This is a genomic window from Proteus genomosp. 6, from assembly GCF_040139785.1.
Lineage (GTDB): Bacteria > Pseudomonadota > Gammaproteobacteria > Enterobacterales > Enterobacteriaceae > Proteus.
In genome coordinates this window covers 1-19,905 of record NZ_JBEEVJ010000006.1, presented here as the reverse complement: position 1 = coordinate 19,905, position 19,905 = coordinate 1, and the positions used below count along the sequence as shown (strand labels likewise).

Below are 19,905 nucleotides of genomic sequence, written 5' to 3'. Positions count from 1 at the left end.
TCGATAGAGGGATTTTAGATATGACAATAAAACAACTACAGAAAAAAATTCATCAACAAAACATTGAGGCTGGATGGTGGGATATCCCAAGGGAAAAAGGAACCTTACTTTGCTTGATCCATTCTGAAATTAGTGAAGCAATGGAGGGAGAGCGTAAAGATCTAATGGATTACCATTTACCACATAGAAAAATGGCAGAAGTTGAACTTGCTGATGCTGTTATTCGTATTTTGGATTATGCGGAAGAGTTCGGTTACGACATCGAAAGCGCTATTACAGAGAAACTCGAATACAACAAACATCGAGTAGATCATCAGCGAGAAAATAGAGTTAAAAAAGGAGGTAAACGATTTTAATTTAGCAATTTCCGAGATGAAACTAGGTGTTTGTATATTTAAAAAATAATGATGGAGAGGTTGTTTAGTGACAGATGATATCTGTCTCCATAAATCCAATCTCAACAGTATTTTCAAAGTGCTCTCCGAAATCGTGACAACAGGTAAACGCTATCGCATCAAAATCACCGAGTGGCGTGATTTAAGAACCATACCCATGAATAAAACATGGCGTATGTGGATGGAAACCACAGGCGAGTGGTTACGTGCACGTGGCGTTGTTATCGATATTAAAAATGGTGTCGGTGAAGTTGTTTTATCAAAGCCCATCACTAATGAGGAAACTCATGAATATTTCGTTGGACATTGGCTAGGACGCAATGAAAACGGTGAGCGTGAAAAAACCAGCAAGATGGATAAAGCAAGGATGCTTTACATGATGGAGAAACATGAACAATGGTGCATTGAGAAGGGAATTCCGATCATCATTCCTCGTAACTCTGAATATATGAGTTTGAAAAGAAAGCAAGAAGAATAGGAAATAGTGATGATTATTTCAGTTAATAACATGATCGTTTTTATTTTAGAGTGATAAAAAATAGTAATCAGGAGGCTCATGATGAATTTACGCAATGAGGCAAAAGGGCGTGAATGTCAGATTAGAATACCTTCAGTTTGTAATGGTAACTCTGAAACGGTTGTTTTAGCCCATTACAGAATGTCAGGTCTTTGTGGCGTCGGAATAAAATCGCATGACTTATTTGGCGCTTGGGCTTGTAGTGCATGTCACGATGAAGTTGATAGACGAACACGATTTACGGATATGGAGTATGCAAAACAATGTCACCTAGAAGGTGTTTTGAGAACGCAAGCCATATTGATCCAAGAAGGGAAGTTGAACGTGTGAAGGTCTTTAATATCGAACCAGTACCTAAACCAAGGATGACTCAGGCTGATAAATGGAAAAAACGTCCCCCAGTTTTAAAGTATTTTGCGTTTAAGGACGAAGTAAAGTTAAACAAAATCACCCTACCTGAATCACATTACCACATTACATTCATTCTACCCATGCCGAAGAGTTGGAGTAAAACTAAACGCTCCGAAATGAACGGTAAACCCCATCAACAAAAACCGGATAAAGATAATCTCGAAAAAGCATTACTTGATGCTATTTTTGACGATGATTCACGTGTATGGGATGGGCGGGTAACAAAAGTGTGGGGAAAAAGGGGGCAGATAATTATCCAAGAGGTGCGATAGTGAATATTGAGTGGATACGCGAGCGAGTAAGTACAGCGTTGATGAATGTTTGTATTATAGAAAATAGGCCGTTAAGTGCCATGGAGGAACAAGCAATACTTGTAACCGATAGGTTTAAAAGAAACCCAATACGCTATGCGGGTGAAAGAAAGTCTCGATACAGACTCCCCTCACATCCACTCAAAATTAAGCAAAAACATGCCAAAGGAAAATCAAAACCATTAATTAATGAAGTTACTTATCGCACTTCATCATGGCGCAGAGGTATTCATCAATTGCCTAACGAAATGCGCTTATGGTTACTCTATTGCTATGGTGATTATCAATATTATCGTGAGCAAATACTCATTATTCCCTATATTTGGCATGAGTTTCAGCGATTAAATAGTAAAAAAAGGATAACGAAAAAAGTTAAGCAACGACTTCAATCTCTTACCTTACTAGCCATTCAGGCGGTAAAAGCAGAAATTAATCAAACAGCAAAAAAATATACGGATGTTAAGCTCGCTGAATTGTTGGGCGTCAGTGCTGACGCTTGGCGAAAGAGCTATAAACTGTATTGGATTTGTTTATTAGATTGTTGCTATCAATTAGATAGAGATTCGCTATTCAAAATTAGCGCTTTAAGCTGATTAAAAAAGTTGCAAAACTCCGTTTTTTTCTATAAATTAAATGCAATATTTATATAATAGTATAAATGTAAGTATTTCAAACCTCGCTTCGGCGGGGTTTTTTGTTATCTACAATCCCATGTAGGTCAAAGATAAAAAATTTAGGATTTAGGGCTTGAAAAATGCTTGCTCGTTCATATTTATATTTTGGGCAAATAAGATACCGCCCATAATTCACTAAATACTGAAGGAGGAGTTATATGCCTAACATTAAACCTTTTTCATTATTCCCAACATTATCTGACAACCTACTTTCAAATCGTTTTGATCAGATAGATCGCCTGTTTAGTCAGTTAACAGGCAGTAAGCCCATTGCATCACCAATTCAGACCTATAACCTGAAACAGATTGATGATAACCACTATGAACTGACAGTGAGTGTGCCTGGATATCAAGAAAATGACTTATCGGTTTCATTGAAAGGAAGTCGTTTATTGATTGAGGGGAAAAAAGAAGAAAAATCAGAAGAAGACAATGATAAATGGATCCACCGAGGCATATCTCAAGGGCAATTTACGTTGCAATTTGACCTCGGTAAAAATGTTAAAATAGAAAAAGCCGATTTATCAAGTGGACTTCTGACCATTGCTATTGAGTATGAATTACCTGAAGAAGAAAAACGACAAACAATAGCGATAGAAAATAAAGATAAAAGTTAATTGAGTTAGATAACGTGAATAAGATTAAGGCTACGCATGATGTGTAGCCTTAATTGTTTTCAATACACAATAAAAAAATGCCGATACGCTAGGAGTCATATCGGCATATAAAATAAACGCAAGAAGCAATGTAAGTCATGTCGTACTAATTCGTATCAAACCTGTCAATTTGATACGAATGTAATGATAATTATTCTCACTAAGATATTCAACCCTAAATTAAATAAGGTTACTTTGTAGCCTTTCCGTCTATGCCGACCACAGAATCAATACCCACTTATACCGTTCACACAAGAGCTGTGAGTCGGCACCTTTTAATAGGGTTTCATTCTTGATAGCACACACAAGTGTTTTTATTGCAAAAATAAAGTTTGCTATCTGAATTTTTCTATGGCTTAATGACATCACTGGTTTGGAAGTACAGGCCTATTTATGTTAGTCAGTTTAAAGTTGTTCACCGTTTAGCGTTATCCTCGATACCACTTCATTGCGAATTCCTTCTAATTAATTCCCATAAGTAAAAATAAAAAACAAACCCTCATATGCCTTATGGCAAATTAAATAAATTAAAGGAAATTCTATGTCTAATACAATGACTGGTTCAGTAAAATGGTTTAACGATGATAAAGGTTTTGGTTTCATCACTCCTAAAGATGGAAGTAAAGATGTATTTGTACATTACTCTGCAATTCAGAGTGATGACTTCAAATCTCTGATGGAAGGCCAAGAAGTTTCATTTACCATTGAAAATGGTATGAAAGGCCCCGCAGCAGGCAACGTGGTGGCTCTCTAAAGGCGCTATTACTATTCGCCTCTATTTTAAATGCCCTTGTTGTAGCGGTTCACAATATAGAACATCACAATTTGATGTTACAGTGAACAATCCACACGGCGCAAAATGTATTTTTTGTAAGACTGTGATGGCTGCTCAAATGAGTTAAGCGTTAAATAGTTGAATATATAGAACCTCGCTTTGGCGGGGTTTTTTTGTTGCTTAAATTTAAATATGATCCCTTTATATTTTAAAACGTACATATTCATTAGTGTGTGGTAAACTTAGGAAAGTAAACATACCTCATTGCTATCAACAGCAAACCTTGCATTTGCAAGTTTTTATCGAAAATAGATGCGGTATCTAAAGGAATGATTTCCTAAGGAGATGCCTATGAATTGGTCTGCGCTATTACACCGAATCCCCGCTTTTTTACGGAATGTAATTATCATTGCTTTATTGCTCTTAGTTGCATTTGTGATAGTTCGTTGGTTCAGGTAAATTCATTCCGCCATTAGCTTAACTGGGAGAGTATTTAGTTTTATTTAAACTAAAAGTCGAGGTTCGATACCTTGATGGCGGTCCAATTAAATATAAAGCTTCTCATCTATTTTTTATTTTAATCTATAGAAAACTTGATATTAGGAGCATAAACTCTTAGGAGTTATTATGACAGGACTAAATCAAACAAAAGTAATTAGTCGAGTTTTACAATGGATTAGTAGTGTTGGCCTGATATTGCTTGCAATTATTTTAATAATTTTTTTAGTTAAAGAAACTATTATCCTTGCTAATTTATTATTTACAGTTAGTGATCCAGTTTCAATTTATTTATTAGTTGATGGACTTATCATTTACTTTCTTTATTTTGAATTTATTGCATTAATTATTAAATATTTTCAGTCGAATTATCACTTTCCATTGCAATATTTTATTTATATTGCAATAACTGCGGTAATTAGGTTAATTGTTGTTGAACATAAAAATCCTCAGTTACTTATTGTTTACTCAGGAACGATACTGCTACTTGTTATTGCATTATATATTTCTAGTGCTGAAAGATTGAAACCTAATTAAAATTATAAAAGTAGTAAAAAAAGCATAATCTTACTAATATGAATACAGTTATGATCTACTATAATCAGATTATATGAATGTTTCATATGAGGTAGTAAGAATGTTTAACTCTGTTACAGATATTCACAAAAATAATTTTGTTGGTAAAAAAATTATTGTAGGGATTAGCACTTGTTTATTAGGGAATAATGTTAGGTTTGATGGTGGTCATAAGCGCTTTCATCTTGCCGTAGATGAACTATCTGATTATTTTGAATATCAATCGGCTTGTCCTGAGATGGCTATTGGTTTACCTACACCAAGGCCCGCACTAAGATTAGTTAAATCAAATTCAGGAGAAATTGCATTAAAATTTAGTAACGGGAGTGAAGGTGATTTAACTGAAAAGATGAATCGGTATTCTGTTGAGTATTTAGAGAAATTTAATCAGTTTAGTGGGTATATTGTTTGTGCAAAATCACCAAGTTGTGGATTAGAGCGTGTTCGTGTATATGATCCTATTGGTAATGGTAATAGGAAGGCTGGGACGGGTATTTTTACAGAAAATCTGAAAAAAATGATGCCTTGGTTACCAATAGAGGAAGATGGACGATTGAATGATCCTCATATAAGAGAAAATTTTGTTATACGTGTATTTGCACTGGATGAGTTGAATGAATTGAGAATGAACGCATTTACTCGTCAGTCTTTAATCGATTTCCATACAAGATATAAACTGCTCTTATTGGCTCATTCACAACCTCTTTATAGAGAGTTAGGTCGCTTTGTTGCTAATAATAAAGAATGGCATTCATTGGAAGCTTTTTTTGATGAATATCGAAATAGATTTATGACATTATTACAGCACCAAGCAACACGACGTAATCATACCAATGTTCTTATGCATGTGCAGGGGTATTTTAAGCGCTATTTAACATCAAATCAGCGACAAGCATTAAGTCAATTGATTTTAGAATACCGTCAAGGAATACAGCCTTTATTAGCACCTTTAACATTAATTAATCATTATCTATCAGAGCATCCTGATAATTATTTGAGTAAACAGAGATATTTTCATCCTTATCCTCAATCCTTAAGATTACGTTATGGATTATAATAAACTTATTGATAGGAGGAAAATATGATACGTTCTTTTGTCACTTTTTTAAGTTCATTTATTCTTACTGGATGCAATGTTATTCCTCCGAGTGACATTAAGCCTGTTAATAATTTTGATCTATCACGTTATCTTGGGCAGTGGTATGAGGTCGCTAGAATAGATAATCGTTTTGAAAAAGGCTTAACGAAAGTTACCGCAAATTATTCATTACGAGATGATGGTGGTGTTAAGGTTATTAATCGAGGTTGGAGTCAAAATAAACATCGCTGGAAAGAAAGTATCGGTAAGGCTTATTTTGTTGATTTATCTAATAAAGGTGCATTAAAAGTATCATTTTTTGGTCCATTCTATGGTGGATATAATATCATCAAATTGGATAAGAATTATCAATATTCTTTGGTTGTAGGACCAGATAAAGATTATTTATGGATATTATCACGTACACCGACCATGCCATCAAATTTGTTGAATGAATATATTCATTTTGCAACATCATATGGATTTGATAGTAACAGGATCATAATATTTTAACAAAAGGTATATAGCTGAATTTAAATACTATCTAATTTGATGGTATTTAATTATAATTTGAAAATGCCTATTCATATTATCCATTATAATAACACTGGTAATGATTATTTACACCTAAGAGCATGGGGATTTATGAGTTAGTGTTATCCAGGCTAGTCGTTTTGTTTTTATTGGTGAATAAAATGTGCACTTTTCTGATTTTTTATTTATATCGTTCTCGATTTGAGTTGTTTGTTTAACTGACTGATTTTTATCATTATTAGTTATTATAATGAAAGTAATTATAAAAAATAAAGAAATAAGAAATAAAATAATATATCGCACTTGATTACTCCGTTTCATAAATATTATTTATTATTTTATGAATAAATTTATAAATATGTACAGTAATAAATAAGAATTACTATATTTTTATAAATCATCTCGAAAATCTCTTAATAATTTCTCTTTATATTAATCATTAATGGGCACTCCGTAGGGGTGTATATGTGTATGGATAAATTAACCAATGTAACCTATGGAACAGCAGGCCTAACGGCCTTTTTTGCCAGTCTCTCTTTATATGAATGGGGATTTGTTATCGGGATGGCGTTCAGCATGGTTCTAGGTTTAGCCACTTATTTTATGACTCGAAGAGAACAGCGAAAACGTACTCAATTATTTGAAGAGCTTGTTCGTCATGTTGACCCACAAAACCCGACCGAAACGTTAAAAAGACTTGCTGAATTAATGGTGAAAGCACCAAAGGATATTTAATGTCTCTCAAACAGAAAATAGCTGCGCTAACAACTGCGGGAGCAACAGCCATCGCATTAGTAGTAATATCCCATTTTGAAGGTGTACGTTATGAACCTTATCGTGATGTGGCGGGTGTTCTAACAGTTTGTTATGGGCATACAGGCAAAGACATTATTCAAGGTAAGAGATACACACAACAAGAATGTGATGCGTTATTACAAATCGATTTTATTAAGACACAACAGCAAGTCGATGCATTAATCAAAGTATCACTCGATGACTACACCAAAGCTGCTTTATATTCCTTTGCTTTTAATGTGGGTACAACCGCATTTGCTCGCTCAACATTACTCAAGAAGCTAAACGCTGGTGATAGAGCGGGTGCCTGTGAAGAAATGAAACGTTGGATATATGCAGGCGGAAAGGTCTGGCGAGGGCTTGTCAGTCGTCGAGAGGCGGAGTCAGCACTATGTCATGGAAAACTTTAATCATCATTATCGGCTTTATTCTTGCATTACTCATTACAGTCGCTGGTGGCATTTATCTCTTGATTGATAACTCATGTACTAAAGACCAAGTTAGTTTAGAAAAGCGCTGTCAGATTGCACTTTCATATCATCGGTACTAATCATGAAATACGGAAAACTCTATGCCGTCATTGCGATGGTAGGCATTATTGTGGGTAGTTATTGGGTGATTAACTGGCAAGCTAACAGAGTCAATCTGTTGATAGAAAAAAACAAAGAACTAACGATTGCACTCGAAGAACAGAAGTCTATTAACACTGATTATCAAGCACGCATAATGCGATTAAACCAACTAGATATTCAATATACGCAGGAGTTAGCGAATGCTAAGAATGAAATTAGTCGCTTGCGTGATATTAGCGAGCGTCATCCTGAGCGGGTGTATATCAAAGCCGAGTGTCCCAAAATCACAACCACTCCCTCCACCCGCTTGGCTTATGCAACCACCGCCAGACCTACTGACACCGCTATCCGAAATTATTGGTTACTCCGAGAACGAATTGCAGAGTCAGAACAGATGATTAAAGGGTTGCAGGATTACATTAGAGTTGAGTGTGTGAACTAAAAAAAGCCCAGCATGGGTGCATGGGCAAACTAACTAAACACCAATCAGTAAGAGTATAGCGAGGTTGATTTTAGTTAGTATAGCTTAAGTAAGTATATATACCAGATTGATAATTCTGATTAACCTATTTAAAAAACGCAAGATAAAAATAACCCTGTGAGTTTGGGCTCCCACAGGGCTTTCACTAGTATGAGTGAAAACAATAGATTACCAATATCGACTAAACCAATCTGTTAATAATCAACGCTATTTTTTAGAAAATAATCCTCTTGTAATGATGTTTTAATGCGTTGCGTTGTCGCTGTTCTCATACATTAACGATGACATGTTCTCCTCACATTGAGTGTGTAAGAGAAATCAAAAACAACGAATACCACCGTTTTGTTATTTTTTGGTCATTATCAGCAACGTCAGCTGTAGGTAGAAGAAGGGGCGTGACGATGGAGAGACATCAATATATTTAATTCTACAAACGTCATTTATTTAGTGACGTATATGGATAGCCATCAGTTAATCGCTGGTGGCTTTTTTTATACGCATTTCATCGCTTATTCACAGAGCAATTCACAAACGTCGAATCCGATCACTTTGATATGAGCCTTCGAGGAAGTCAGTTATAGCTGGCGAGCTTCGACGGGCTGATTTTCTATGTGAACGAGGGTTCATTTCAAATGAAGGTAATACGCTATGAATAAATCCTTAGTTTTTAAAGGTAACAAAATCACCCCATTTGATAATGGTGATGGAAAAATCTGGTTTACCAACAAGCAACTTTCAGAATTACTTGGGTACAAAGATGAGTCATCAGTAACTCGTATCTTTAATCGAAATAAAGATGAATTTACCGACGGCATGTCTCAGACGGTCAATTTGACCGTTAGTAATAAAAACAATGGGATGCAAAATAAAAGAGTGAGGATATTTTCGGTTAGAGGTGCTCATTTGGTCGGTATTCTCTCTAAAACTGATATTGCTAAAGCACTTCGACGCTGGCTACTAGACTTGGCAGAGAAGGAGTCAAAACCTCAAGTAGAGCTAGCAAATCTTGATATGGATGAGCTCAAAAGCCTTACCATTAACGAAATGCAAAATAGATTAGTAGCAGCGGATAATTGGTCTTTCGAAAATTTTGGCAAGAAAGGTAGTGACCTGATGAATTTGCGCAAGCGTCATTTGAAGAAAATACGCAAAGCAAAGAAAGCCATTATTGATTTATCACAACTTACTTTACCTGATATGGGTGATTTTCCAGATGGAGGAGAACCCGCATGAACCACGAACAATTTATAGAAAAGAACATACAGGCCGAGTTAAAGAAGCTCGGCTTTTCTTTATCTGTCACCCAGAGAGCAAGCTACATGGCAGTAGAGCATTATCGCCGAATCGCTCAAGCGAGTAAGAAAGGGAGAATATTTGACGATTGCTTGCATATCGCCAAAGTATGGGCGAGTAAGTTCGCTAAGGATAAGATATGACCAAAAAAGAAAAAGACTGTCTATCCACTCTTCATTGTCAATTACAGCAATTACTTGAATACCTGCATTGTGGCAGAGTTGATGATGGTAGGATAGTTGCTGAAATCGTTGAACGCGAGTTAGGTAAGTTAGTCAACAAGCAGAAAACCAAATAGGCTCTAGTGGTCTTTTTATTTCACTTGAGAATCTTCTCTTTCTGCAAATGCCTGTAACTCCCTAACATACCTATGCCATTGTCTTCCTTTTGATTCTTGCGCATATTCATGGATAGGAATGGTTCGGTCATGAATTATAGATTGGTCTATGCGAGACATTTCAAATATGACCACTGTGTCAGCGTTAACTAAATAGGTGTAAATATTTTCACCTTGTTCAATCATTTCGTAAATACAAAATACCGACTTTAGTTCGGTAGGATGAATTACTTTCCTCAAATAAGGCACAAATACATCTCTCTGCATCTTGAGAAATTTCGTCATATAATTTGGGTTATCATGTTTATCTCTCACTATTGAGCTCCTCTATCTGTTTTCATTTTAGATAACTATATACCAGCATTCCGCTTAGCGCGGGTTTTTTATTGGGTGGGATATGTCAGAAAAATATCATGTAATAGCAACTAAGAAAGATGGGACTACCTACGAAGGCATGATGACCACTAAAGAGCCTCATGTGACCAATAGGATAATCGGTAGCGCAAAAATAGAATACTAAATAAATTAGACCAAAAATAGCGTGTTTTGGGCATTCTTCAGGCCTGTGAGGATAAATAAAGGTGAGCAATTAAGCTCTATAAAAGACACAGGAGAATTCTAATGTCTAAAACAACCGATCAGCTGATCAACAATCTTAAGCATAACTTCAAGTTACTGGAAACCATTTATCAATCAGGCTTGTCAATTTACTACAATACTGACGTAATCCATGATGCTATTGATGCAATCATGGATGAGTTAAGGCGACGAGGAGTTGCTATCTAACAATAGCCCGCTCCGGCGGGTTTTTTATTGCAAATCACAAAGCTCACTACGGTGAGTTTTTTAATTTGTTATGAGGAAAATAATATGGCGTTAGAAATTGAATATATTAATACTAGGCCACCAAAAAGGTGGCTTTTTATTTTCTTAAACTATTACTAGGGTGATTTTAGTCCAATTTTATTGTAGAACAGAGAATTAAATTGATTTTCCATCAACCATAACAGATGTATTTGCATTACTGTTAGGGATGTAAATTTCCACTTTTTTCCCTGAGTCTGTTATCACTGTTATTGTTACTGATCTAGGTGGTGCACCAGTATCATCACCAGTAAATGCCTCAACGATTTCTGATGAGGTTTTGTCATCGTTAATAATTGGCATTAAGTCGCCATTAACTAATCCCGCATGAATTGTAAGATTTCCCATGTAACACCTTTATTAGAGATAAATAAATGGCACTCAATGATAAACAAGAAATGTTTTGTCGCGAGTACCTCATCGATTTAAACGCTACACAAGCGGCTATTCGTGCGGGGTACAGCGAGAAAACTGCTAACGCACAATCAAGCCGATTGTTAGTAAATGTTAACATCCAAAATAGAATTCAAGAACTTAAATCAAATAGGAATGAGCGTGTTGAAGTAGACGCTGATTATGTGCTCAAGCGTTTAGTTGAAATAGACCAAATGGACGTATTGGACATTCTTCGAGAAGATGGGAAGCTTAAGCCAGTTAGTGAATGGCCTAAAACATGGCGTACAACATTATCTGGATTTGATATATCCACGACAATTCGTGATTACGATGAAAGCACCGAAGAAACCATTCTCAAGAAAATCAAGTGGCCTGACAAAGTTAAGAACCTTGAGCTTCTTGGTAAACACGTCAAAGTACAAGCATTCAAAGAGCAAATTGAGCAAAAAATAGAAGCTACACACAACATTATGCCTGTTCCATCCTGTGACAATGTAGATGACTGGGAAAAGGCTGCACAACAGCAACAAGGTGAGGTATTAGGTGGATGAATTACAACGTAGTATGGAAACCTTTGCCCGGATCTCAGTCTTTATCACTAAGTTGTCCGTGTAACGAAATACTGTATGAAGGTACACGAGGCCCCGGTAAAACAGCGGCTCAATTGGCACGTTTTAGGCGCAATGTTGGCGTTGGTTATGGTTCATTTTGGCGCGGTGTTATATTCGATACGGAATATAAAAACCTTGCGGATATCATTACTCAATCCAAACGTATGTATCGCCTATTTAAAGATGGCGCCCGCTTTCTTGCTTCTGCTTCAGAGTTACGCTGGGTGTGGCCTACGGGTGAAGAGCTGTTATTCCGGTTTGGTAAAGAAGCAGATGATTACTGGGATTACCATGGTCAAGAGTTCCCCTTTATTGGCTTTAACGAATTAACCAAGCAAAAATCAGCCGATTTTTATGAAGCAATGTTCTCCTGTCGTCGTTCGTCATTCCGTCCTGAAGACTATCCACTTGAAAATGGTTCGCTGTTAAAACCTATCCCTTTAGAAACATTCAGTACTACGAATCCGTTTGGTATTGGTCATACGTGGGTGAAAAAGCGTTTTATCGAACCAAAGCCACGAGGAACAGTTATCCGTGAAACACAAAAAGTATTTAATCCGCAGACTGAACGTGACGAAGAAATTACATTAACCCGCGTTGCTATCCATGGCTCATTTAAGGAAAACCCTTATTTAGATCCTCAGTACATTGCAACATTGATGAGTATCAAAGATCCAAATCGTCGCAAAGCGTGGGTAGAGGGTTCTTGGGATGTGACGAGCGGTGGGCGTTTTGACCATCTTTGGAATGCAACTCATCACGTTATTAAACCGTTTCAGATCCCCGACAGTTGGATTGTTGACCGCTCACATGACTGGGGGGAGTCAAAACCATTTTCTAACCTGTGGTGGGCTCAGTCTGATGGTACAGAAGCAACATTGTCTAATGGTCGTAAATTCTGCCCCCCTGCTGGCTCTTTAATTTTGATTGGTGAATGGTACGGCTGTCCGCCTGATGAATTGAATAAAGGACTGAATATGTCATCAACCAATGTTGCTAAAGGAATTAAGTGGATTGATGAACGTTTAATCGGAGTTGATTCCGTTATGCCGAGTGAGATTAGTAAGGACGGAAAGACTCAGGGGCAATTAAACATCATGCCAGGTATTTGTAAAAAGGTAATTAAAGGGCCAGCTGATAACTCTATTTATACACCAAGTGATGATGAAGACTCTATCGCTCAAAAAATGGAAGCTCAGGGTGTTGTCTGGATGAAAGCAAACAAGAATCCCGGTTCCCGTATCAACGGCGCCTCACTTTTCGCTGACATGCTTGAGGCGGTGATTGAGGGTAAAAAAACAGAGTCAGGCATGCCAGAAAAACCCGCTTTCTATGTATTTGATTATTGCCGAGGGTGGATTAGCCGTGTACCTGTTTTAGTTAGAGACTCTAAAAACCCTGATGATGTGGATACTGAGCAAGAGGATCATGATTGGGATGCTACTCGCTATCGTGTGTTGCATAAACCTATCCGATTGACTAAGAAAATAGAATTTAACTGGAATTAACATGAATACAAACGTTGATTATAAGCATCCAGCTTACAATGAGTTTTTGCCTGAATGGGACATGATTGGCGATTGTGTTGATGGCGAACGAGTTGTTAAAAGCAAGAAAGAGAAATACCTCCCTCATCCGGCAGATAACAAAGATGAAGATGATAAGGGTAATGAGCGTTATAAGCGCTATTTAGCTAGAGCATCCTTTCTGAATGCCACGGGTAGGACACTTAGTGGTTTACTTGGTATTGCTTTCAGTAAGCCAGTAAAGATTAGTGTTAGCGGTGGTGTCGAGTATTTAGAAACTGACATAGACGGTCAAGGCCAGCCACTAACCCAAATGATAAGGGATGCGTTATCGCAAAACTTACAGCGTGGTCGAGCTGGTCTATTAAGTGATTTTAGCGGAGCAGGGATTCAGTCAGAAGCTAATAAGGGACGCCCTTATGTTCGATTGTTCACAGCAAAAGAAATCATCAACTGGCGTGTAACGAATGGGAAAACATCCCTCGTTGTCCTCAAATATCAAGAGCCAGTAGATACAGATGATTTTGAACTGCAAATGCAGAATAACTGGATTGAATTAAGGCTTATTAATGATGTCGCTCATTCTCGTCGTTGGTATGAAGATGGAGACATAAAGGTTACAGATTGGGTTGTATTGAGTGATGCGATTGGCAGTCCATTAAATGAGTTGCCATGGTCATGGATTGGCTCAATGAATAATGATCACACTCCTGATTCTCCACCTCTTGCTGATATAGCATACGTGAATATCAAACATTATCAGGCTGAGGCTGATATAGCAGAATCGGCACATACTGTCGGTCAACCAATGGTTGCATTAACAGGTCTTACAGATGACTGGGTTGAGAAACATATGTCTGATGGATTTACTGTTGGCTCCCGTAAAGGGGTATTGCTACCACAAGGTGGTGACATGAAGTTTGCACAGCCCGAAGATAGAAATATTCAAATCACTCTAGCTGAACGTAGAGAGAAGCAAATGGCAATGCTAGGCGCTAAGTTAGTTGAACGAGGAACGTCAGCAAGAACTGCTACACAGGCACAGGATGAGGCACAAACAGATAATTCAGTGCTGTCATTGTGCGCGGGTAATGTTGAGCAAGCATTTAACCGAGCACTTGATTTTTGTATCCAGTTTGCGGGTGGTGGCGAAGCGTCAATACAACTGAATAAAGTTTATGATATCGCTAAGTTAGATTCACCAACGATTACAGCGTTATTGGCTGCGTTGCAATCAGGAACTATGCGATTGATTGATTTTGTTAAGTACTTGCAAAGTATCAATATCATTTCTCAAGATGAGAGGGCTGAGGATGTTGTTGATGAATTGGAATTAACGAGAGGGGCTAATATGTTGGGAGTGTAACCATGCAATCAAGTGTCATCTTTGATAACGCATTAATGATACAAGTTATGCTGGAAAGGTTGAAATCATCAACGGCAGATACTCGTGATTTAGTGTTGGATATTCGTGCCACTGTGGCATCTGCGCTGTCTACCTTCTCAGGTAATATTTCCTCTATAAGTAAAGCAAAATCAATCGCGCTTGCATTAAAAAAATCACTAAAGCCAGTTCTCTCTAGTCATTCTGGAAAATTGCTTGATGAAGCCATCAGTGTTGCCATTGTTATGGCAGATGCCGAATATCGAGGTTTTAACTCACTTCTAGAAGGTGTTAAACCTGCCAATTATGAGAAAGTGCGTAAAGATGTACAAAACATCCCCATGAACCTGACGGGATGGAGTGGTTCTTTATTCCTAGAAAAGTTTATTGAATCTTGGGCTGATACATCCATTCAACAAGTAGAAAATCAGGCACTGATATCACTATCATCTGGTGGTGATGTGTCTGATCTGCAATCAACGATTAACGGGACGTCAGTTGAACCTCTAATCATCGCATCGTCGGTAGTCGGTAGGATTGCTAGGGGCTTTCAGATGATATCCAGAACCTCTTTACAGCATGCGCACAGTATAGGGGCAATGGATTTTTACAAAGAGAATCCTGATCTGATTAAGTATGAAGAGTTCAGCGCAATACTGGACAATAAAACATCATCAGTATGTAGATCATTATCCGGTAATCGCTATCCACTAGGAAAAGGCCCCAAACCTCCTCTTCATCCTAATTGCCGTAGTCGATTACTTCCTGTTTTAGATGAGAAATACATAAACTTAATTACAACAGATTATGTTGGTAATTCTGAATGGGGTGAAGAGTCTTATTACGAGTGGCTTTATCGCCAGCCAGCGAACAGGCAGGACATTGTATTAGGTAAGACTAGGGCTCAGTTGTTTCGTGATGGTGGATTACCGCCTGATAAATTCGCAAAGTTACAGCTCGATAAATACTTTAAGCCAATAACGCTTAAGGAACTTCAACGGATCATACCTGAAGCTTTTAATAAAGCAGGTATCGACCTCAAATGACCCACTTCGGTGGGTTTTTTATTATTCGCAGTTAGAGACTGCACCATCTAAACCAGAGGTTTTACGATGTTTAAATACCTATTAACAAAAGAAGAATTTGATGCATTAACTGATGATAAAAAGGTTTTGTATAAAGAAGTCGGTGGAAATTACCAACTTCAAATCGAAGGTATGCCAGAAATTCCAGATGTGTCAGGGCTTCAAAAGAAGGTTGATGAATTACTTTCTGAGAAAAAAGCAGAGCAAGAAAAGCGCCGACAAGCCGAAGATGCAGCGAAGAAAGCGGCTGAAGAGCAGGCTCGTAAAAATGGTGATATTGAATCACTAGAAAAAAGTTGGGCTGAAAAGTTAAAGGCGCGTGAAAGTGAGCTATTAGCACAGCTACAGGAAAAAGACGCGAGCCTACACACACTATTGGTTGATAACGTCGCACAAACGTTGGCTACAAAGCTTGCTGGTGATGCTGCGCCGTTAATTATCCCGCACATTAAATCTCGATTATCAGTAGAGGACGGTAAAACGCGAGTAGTTGACGCTAATGGGCATCCTTCAGCATTCACTATTGATGATTTAGAAAAAGAATTTCGTAATAACCAGTTATTTGCTCCGGTAATTATCGGTAGCAAAGCCACCGGAACCGGAGGGGAAGGCGGCAAAGGGAAATCACCAGCCGGAGGCAGTGATAAACCCAAAAGCGCAAATCCATTAGTTGATAGCGCACGTGAAATCATTGCTAATATCCCAGAGGATTAATTTATATGTCTTTACATATTTTTCAAAAACAAGTATCGCTAGCAGCAACAGAATTAGTTGCTCAAGCTGTCCGTCAGTTTAACGAAGCATCTGGCGGCGCTTTAGTTATCGGTGATGGTGATCATATCGGTGACTACATTGAGCAAACATCATGGCAGTTACTTGGCGGGCTGGCTCAGCGACGTAACGCTTATGGCTCAGGCAATCTAACGCCGCAAGAATTGGGTCAAATCCTTGACCGTATGATTAAGGTTGATGGTCGTATTGGTCCTGTATCTGTTACCCCAACGATGATGAAGCGACTAGGTAAAGATGTGTCAGAAGCGGCCGCGGTAGTTGCTGCTCAATCAGCAGAAGCCATGTTGCAAGATTACCTTAATACTGCTGGTGCAGCATTGAAAGCAGCTATTTCTGGTAATACAACGGCAGTTACTGTTGGCGGAGAAACGCCATCATTAAGAGGTTTGAATAAGGCCACACGTCCATTCGGCGATGCTTATTCACGCATTGTCGCTTGGTTAATGGATGGTGCAACGTTCAACGACTTTATGGATGAGACACTAACCAACGCGAATAACCTGTTCCAAATTGGTAACGTCGCCATTAAACAAGATAACCTTGGTCGTCGTTTTGTTATCTCTGATATTCCCGCTTTGTCAGATGCAGACAAACAGCATTCGTTAGGTTTGGTTACTGGCGCCGCAGCGATTCAAACATCGCCATTGATCATGAAGGCTCAGGATGTGTTAGGCCAAGAAAATATTAAGGCACTAATGCAAGGTGAGTATGACTTTACTATTGGTCTGCGTGGTTATCAGTGGAGTAAAGATAGTATCAAATCACCCACTAACGCACAGATTGAAACGGTAGCTAATTGGAAGCAGATTGCTACTGATATTAAAGATACCGCTGGCGTTATGGTTTCATTTGGCAAGAATACTAGTATTGGTGGGTAATGCGAGGGGCAGTAGCCCCTTATTTATCCATGAGGAGTGATCATGTCTATTGTGATTACGGTTGAGCAAGTTAATGAGCAATTAGAGGTGATGGGGTTTGAGGCAACAAGCCTTGTTATAAGCTCTGCCATATCTATTGTGGATACTATTGATACTTGCCTTGATAACGCAGGATATTCAGATGCAGTTGTTACTTTAATTAAGCTGTATTCGGTTATCCTCATATTATCATCTGCTGATGTTAGAAAAATATCCTCAGAACATGCACCTTCTGGCGCTTCTATTTCATATCAGTATTTTGCTGATGGTAGAAAAACATTGTTAAAAACGCTGTCTTCTCTAGACCCCTCTGGATGTACCGATAGCTTACCTATTGAACGACCTGTTGGTCTTGTTCAGTTTGATGTGGTTCGGGGGTGATATGGGGAAAATCCTGCGACGATTTTGCAAGGGGTGGGCAACCATTTGGAAAATTATAGGTAAAGATGGTTACGGTAAACCCATATTTTCAGAGCCAATTCATATCCGATGTGATTACGGAAGTAGTTTTAAAGATGGTAGAAAAACCATTGGCACTGAAATAATCATTAAGAATGTTATTTGGACTGAGTATAGCGAAGCAACTCAAGAAGACTATATCGCTATTGGCAAACATGAAGATAGAGATCCATTTTTGCATGGTGCTAGTAGGATTAAGTCTATCGATAGAGACCGAGATATTAATGGTGGTCTAGATGATTACACATTAACGACGGCGGTATAACTATGGGGGCAAAAGTAAAAGGAATAGGTAATGCGATATCTAACTTAAACTCTCTGGTTGGAAGTATAGCGTCAAAAAAGATAGCTCGAGCCATGCATAGAGCGCTAGATATTGGTGGTAGGCAAGCTGCTATATACACACCCATTGACACTAAAACGCTCATTAACTCACAATTTAGAGATGTAAAAGTAAAAGGCACACTATTTACTGGTCGCGTTGGTTATTCTGCTTCGTATGCTGTTTTCGTTCATGATCCTAATGTTAAGCAAAGTTTCCGCAGACCTACTGCGAAGAAAGAATTCCTCCTGAAAGGATTTGAGGAAACGAAACAAATGATTGATAAGGCTGTTGCTGAGGAGTTTAAAATATGACGACCTTTGAGCGACTGAAAAACTATTTTTCTGAATCAGGTTTATCAGATGGTCTCATTAAGCAGGATTATATTTGGAATGAAAAAGAAGGTAATGATTCGGACTCATACATCGTATTTCAGCAACAAAATGGAACTGGACGTATTGATGATCTAAGTGGTGATGATTTTTTTACCATTTCACTCATATCTGGTAAGGCGTGGATTGAGTTTATTGTTCAGCGAGCTAACGAAATACTAGAGTATGTAAGGTGTCATTCTAGAAGCCATAACATTGGTTTCATTATCAATACATCTGGTTTTGTTAATCCAATTCAAACAACAGAAGGTAGGTTTATCATCCCACTTTCTTTCCGTTGTACATCTTAAATTAAATACATCTCAATAGGTCGCTTATGCGGCCTTTTTTATTTGCAAATAAAGAGGTTATAACATGTCACAATGTCCTGACAAAAAAGGTCTGGTGATGGGCAATGCAGGAATTATACGTATCGCAAAAGGATGCCCTGACCAAGTGCCAGCACAAGATCAGTTTTTACGCTTAGGTGCGTTAACAAGCAAATCATTCGATTTCGGTATGGAGACGGTAACGTCTAATGCTGATGATATCAAAGGATTAACGGAATCAATTGTTACTGGCGCTGATTTCACCATTAGTTTTGATGGTGAATTGAAGAAAGCTGGCGTAACTGGCTCTACTTCTGCTTTCGATATTGCAAAAGAAATCCTTGATGAAATCAAAGCTGGTCGCCAGTCAGATTATTGGGTTCAACTTGATATGAAAGGTGATGGCTCTGATGTTGTTCAGGGCTATATGTTATTTACATCATGGTCTATGGAATTTCCAACAAAAGAAATCTCCACTTATTCAGGTGAACTGAAAGTTGCTGATGCAGAAACGGTTGAATGGCTACAAGAAGAAATCATTGTTGAGAGTGTCGCAGTCGAACCAGCTACTCTGTCTGTAAAAGTGGGTGAAACTAAGACATTTACTGTCAAATTTACACCAACCGATGCAACTAACAAAAACTACACCGCTGTGAGCGATAAGACAAACTTTGCAACAGTTACCCAACTTGCGAATGTGGTTACTGTACGTGGTATTGCCGAAGGTACCGTAAACGTTATTGTCAAATCCGAAGATGGTAGTAAAACAGCCAAATGCGTGGTCACAGTTACCGCTGCTTAATATTACAAAGGGTACTTTCTAGTGCCCTTGATAATATTCAGGAGGGATTATGACACCTATTTTAGACATCGGTGAGATGGTTATCTCTACTGATAAAAAGGATTACTTATTTAGACCATCGTTCATCAATATGACAAGAATCGG

The 19,905-nt window shown here is 38.0% G+C and carries 32 protein-coding genes and 1 tRNA gene; 31 read left to right on the top strand and 2 right to left on the bottom strand.

What is annotated here, in order from left to right; genetic code table 11:
* Positions 1-20: 20 nt before the first annotated feature.
* From ABN212_RS09125 to ABN212_RS09040, 19 genes are all read left to right on the top strand, one after another.
* Positions 21-356 (top strand): hypothetical protein, encoded by a 336-nt coding sequence (locus tag ABN212_RS09125; RefSeq protein WP_017628812.1) that lies wholly within the window; start codon positions 21-23, stop codon positions 354-356.
* A 67-nt stretch (positions 357-423) separates the two neighbouring features.
* A complete protein-coding gene (locus ABN212_RS09120) occupies positions 424-873 on the top strand; it encodes a YbcN family protein (protein WP_036919942.1) in 450 nt (149 codons plus the stop codon).
* Between the two features lie 78 nt (positions 874-951).
* Positions 952-1,242, top strand: coding sequence for a DUF1364 domain-containing protein (locus ABN212_RS09115; protein WP_004245984.1), 291 nt, complete (start codon positions 952-954; stop codon positions 1,240-1,242).
* Entirely contained in the window at positions 1,239-1,595 is a 357-nt protein-coding gene (locus tag ABN212_RS09110; protein WP_004245983.1) for a RusA family crossover junction endodeoxyribonuclease, read from the top strand. Before ABN212_RS09115 ends, ABN212_RS09110 begins: the two co-directional genes overlap by 4 nt.
* Positions 1,595-2,227, top strand: coding sequence for a bacteriophage antitermination protein Q (locus tag ABN212_RS09105; RefSeq protein WP_198801269.1), 633 nt, complete (start codon positions 1,595-1,597; stop codon positions 2,225-2,227). The genes ABN212_RS09110 and ABN212_RS09105 overlap by 1 nt, the downstream gene beginning before the upstream one ends.
* Positions 2,228-2,466: 239 nt before the next feature.
* The gene (locus ABN212_RS09100) at positions 2,467-2,925 is read left to right on the top strand and encodes an Hsp20 family protein (RefSeq protein WP_072062620.1); all 459 of its coding nucleotides are present in this window, start codon (positions 2,467-2,469) and stop codon (positions 2,923-2,925) included.
* A gap of 580 nt (positions 2,926-3,505) precedes the next feature.
* Complete coding sequence (gene cspE, locus ABN212_RS09095; RefSeq protein ID WP_041701226.1) at positions 3,506-3,718, top strand: transcription antiterminator/RNA stability regulator CspE; 213 nt, start codon at positions 3,506-3,508, stop codon at positions 3,716-3,718.
* A gap of 7 nt (positions 3,719-3,725) precedes the next feature.
* Complete coding sequence (locus tag ABN212_RS18875; protein ID WP_419775829.1) at positions 3,726-3,866, top strand: cold shock small protein YmcF; 141 nt, start codon at positions 3,726-3,728, stop codon at positions 3,864-3,866.
* A 339-nt stretch (positions 3,867-4,205) separates the two neighbouring features.
* Positions 4,206-4,283, top strand: a tRNA-OTHER gene (locus ABN212_RS09090).
* A gap of 83 nt (positions 4,284-4,366) precedes the next feature.
* A complete protein-coding gene (gene psiE / locus ABN212_RS09085) occupies positions 4,367-4,774 on the top strand; it encodes a phosphate-starvation-inducible protein PsiE (RefSeq protein WP_098943670.1) in 408 nt (135 codons plus the stop codon).
* A 100-nt stretch (positions 4,775-4,874) separates the two neighbouring features.
* Positions 4,875-5,870 carry a YbgA family protein gene (locus ABN212_RS09080; RefSeq protein WP_109372766.1) on the top strand — a complete coding sequence of 332 codons (996 nt, stop codon included), beginning with the start codon at positions 4,875-4,877 and terminating at the stop codon, positions 5,868-5,870.
* A gap of 24 nt (positions 5,871-5,894) precedes the next feature.
* Entirely contained in the window at positions 5,895-6,404 is a 510-nt protein-coding gene (locus tag ABN212_RS09075; RefSeq protein ID WP_109850509.1) for a lipocalin family protein, read from the top strand.
* A gap of 486 nt (positions 6,405-6,890) precedes the next feature.
* Positions 6,891-7,160: a hypothetical protein gene (locus ABN212_RS09070; protein ID WP_098943665.1), complete on the top strand. Its 270-nt coding sequence runs from the start codon at positions 6,891-6,893 to the stop codon at positions 7,158-7,160.
* Complete coding sequence (locus ABN212_RS09065) at positions 7,160-7,630, top strand: lysozyme (protein ID WP_349443143.1); 471 nt, start codon at positions 7,160-7,162, stop codon at positions 7,628-7,630. The genes ABN212_RS09070 and ABN212_RS09065 overlap by 1 nt, the downstream gene beginning before the upstream one ends.
* Positions 7,612-7,770 carry a hypothetical protein gene (locus ABN212_RS09060; RefSeq protein WP_012367623.1) on the top strand — a complete coding sequence of 53 codons (159 nt, stop codon included), beginning with the start codon at positions 7,612-7,614 and terminating at the stop codon, positions 7,768-7,770. The genes ABN212_RS09065 and ABN212_RS09060 overlap by 19 nt, the downstream gene beginning before the upstream one ends.
* A gap of 2 nt (positions 7,771-7,772) precedes the next feature.
* Complete coding sequence (locus ABN212_RS09055) at positions 7,773-8,234, top strand: lysis protein (protein ID WP_349443142.1); 462 nt, start codon at positions 7,773-7,775, stop codon at positions 8,232-8,234.
* A gap of 687 nt (positions 8,235-8,921) precedes the next feature.
* Positions 8,922-9,506: a BRO family protein gene (locus tag ABN212_RS09050; protein WP_196533160.1), complete on the top strand. Its 585-nt coding sequence runs from the start codon at positions 8,922-8,924 to the stop codon at positions 9,504-9,506.
* The gene (locus tag ABN212_RS09045) at positions 9,503-9,709 is read left to right on the top strand and encodes a hypothetical protein (RefSeq protein ID WP_349443141.1); all 207 of its coding nucleotides are present in this window, start codon (positions 9,503-9,505) and stop codon (positions 9,707-9,709) included. The genes ABN212_RS09050 and ABN212_RS09045 overlap by 4 nt, the downstream gene beginning before the upstream one ends.
* Entirely contained in the window at positions 9,706-9,864 is a 159-nt protein-coding gene (locus tag ABN212_RS09040; protein WP_167392488.1) for a hypothetical protein, read from the top strand. Before ABN212_RS09045 ends, ABN212_RS09040 begins: the two co-directional genes overlap by 4 nt.
* Positions 9,865-9,879: 15 nt before the next feature.
* On the opposite strand, the gene ABN212_RS09035 is transcribed toward ABN212_RS09040, so the two are convergent.
* Positions 9,880-10,218, bottom strand: a complete 339-nt coding sequence (locus tag ABN212_RS09035; protein ID WP_196566908.1) for a hypothetical protein — start codon at positions 10,216-10,218, stop codon at positions 9,880-9,882.
* Positions 10,219-10,524: 306 nt separating this feature from the next.
* On the opposite strand from ABN212_RS09035, the gene ABN212_RS09030 reads away from it, so the two are divergent.
* A complete protein-coding gene (locus ABN212_RS09030; protein WP_167392489.1) occupies positions 10,525-10,689 on the top strand; it encodes a hypothetical protein in 165 nt (54 codons plus the stop codon).
* 195 nt (positions 10,690-10,884) lie between these two features.
* Here ABN212_RS09030 and ABN212_RS09025 read toward each other — a convergent pair whose 3' ends face one another.
* On the bottom strand, positions 10,885-11,115 hold the full coding sequence (locus ABN212_RS09025) for a hypothetical protein (protein ID WP_196566909.1): 231 nt from the start codon (positions 11,113-11,115) through the stop codon (positions 10,885-10,887).
* Positions 11,116-11,141: 26 nt separating this feature from the next.
* Here ABN212_RS09025 and ABN212_RS09020 point away from each other — a divergent pair, with 26 nt between their 5' ends.
* The 11 genes from ABN212_RS09020 (at position 11,142) to ABN212_RS08970 (ending at position 19,761) form a co-directional block, all read left to right on the top strand.
* Positions 11,142-11,714 carry a terminase small subunit gene (locus tag ABN212_RS09020; RefSeq protein ID WP_196566910.1) on the top strand — a complete coding sequence of 191 codons (573 nt, stop codon included), beginning with the start codon at positions 11,142-11,144 and terminating at the stop codon, positions 11,712-11,714.
* Positions 11,711-13,282 (top strand): terminase, encoded by a 1,572-nt coding sequence (locus ABN212_RS09015; protein WP_196566911.1) that lies wholly within the window; start codon positions 11,711-11,713, stop codon positions 13,280-13,282. Before ABN212_RS09020 ends, ABN212_RS09015 begins: the two co-directional genes overlap by 4 nt.
* A gap of 1 nt (position 13,283) precedes the next feature.
* Positions 13,284-14,666 carry a DUF4055 domain-containing protein gene (locus ABN212_RS09010; RefSeq protein WP_349443140.1) on the top strand — a complete coding sequence of 461 codons (1,383 nt, stop codon included), beginning with the start codon at positions 13,284-13,286 and terminating at the stop codon, positions 14,664-14,666.
* A gap of 2 nt (positions 14,667-14,668) precedes the next feature.
* A complete protein-coding gene (locus ABN212_RS09005) occupies positions 14,669-15,730 on the top strand; it encodes a phage head morphogenesis protein (RefSeq protein WP_109372774.1) in 1,062 nt (353 codons plus the stop codon).
* A 66-nt stretch (positions 15,731-15,796) separates the two neighbouring features.
* Complete coding sequence (locus ABN212_RS09000) at positions 15,797-16,483, top strand: hypothetical protein (RefSeq protein ID WP_089503223.1); 687 nt, start codon at positions 15,797-15,799, stop codon at positions 16,481-16,483.
* A gap of 5 nt (positions 16,484-16,488) precedes the next feature.
* A complete protein-coding gene (locus ABN212_RS08995) occupies positions 16,489-17,439 on the top strand; it encodes a major capsid protein (protein WP_285714154.1) in 951 nt (316 codons plus the stop codon).
* A gap of 42 nt (positions 17,440-17,481) precedes the next feature.
* Entirely contained in the window at positions 17,482-17,859 is a 378-nt protein-coding gene (locus tag ABN212_RS08990; RefSeq protein WP_349443139.1) for a DUF7370 family protein, read from the top strand.
* Between the two features lies 1 nt (position 17,860).
* A complete protein-coding gene (locus ABN212_RS08985; RefSeq protein ID WP_349443138.1) occupies positions 17,861-18,202 on the top strand; it encodes a hypothetical protein in 342 nt (113 codons plus the stop codon).
* 2 nt (positions 18,203-18,204) lie between these two features.
* Positions 18,205-18,573 carry an HK97 gp10 family phage protein gene (locus tag ABN212_RS08980; protein WP_198626620.1) on the top strand — a complete coding sequence of 123 codons (369 nt, stop codon included), beginning with the start codon at positions 18,205-18,207 and terminating at the stop codon, positions 18,571-18,573.
* Entirely contained in the window at positions 18,570-18,941 is a 372-nt protein-coding gene (locus tag ABN212_RS08975; protein ID WP_109372776.1) for a phage tail termination protein, read from the top strand. Before ABN212_RS08980 ends, ABN212_RS08975 begins: the two co-directional genes overlap by 4 nt.
* A 64-nt stretch (positions 18,942-19,005) precedes the next feature.
* Positions 19,006-19,761 (top strand): Ig-like domain-containing protein, encoded by a 756-nt coding sequence (locus ABN212_RS08970; RefSeq protein ID WP_349443137.1) that lies wholly within the window; start codon positions 19,006-19,008, stop codon positions 19,759-19,761.
* The last annotated feature ends 144 nt before the right edge of the window (positions 19,762-19,905 follow it).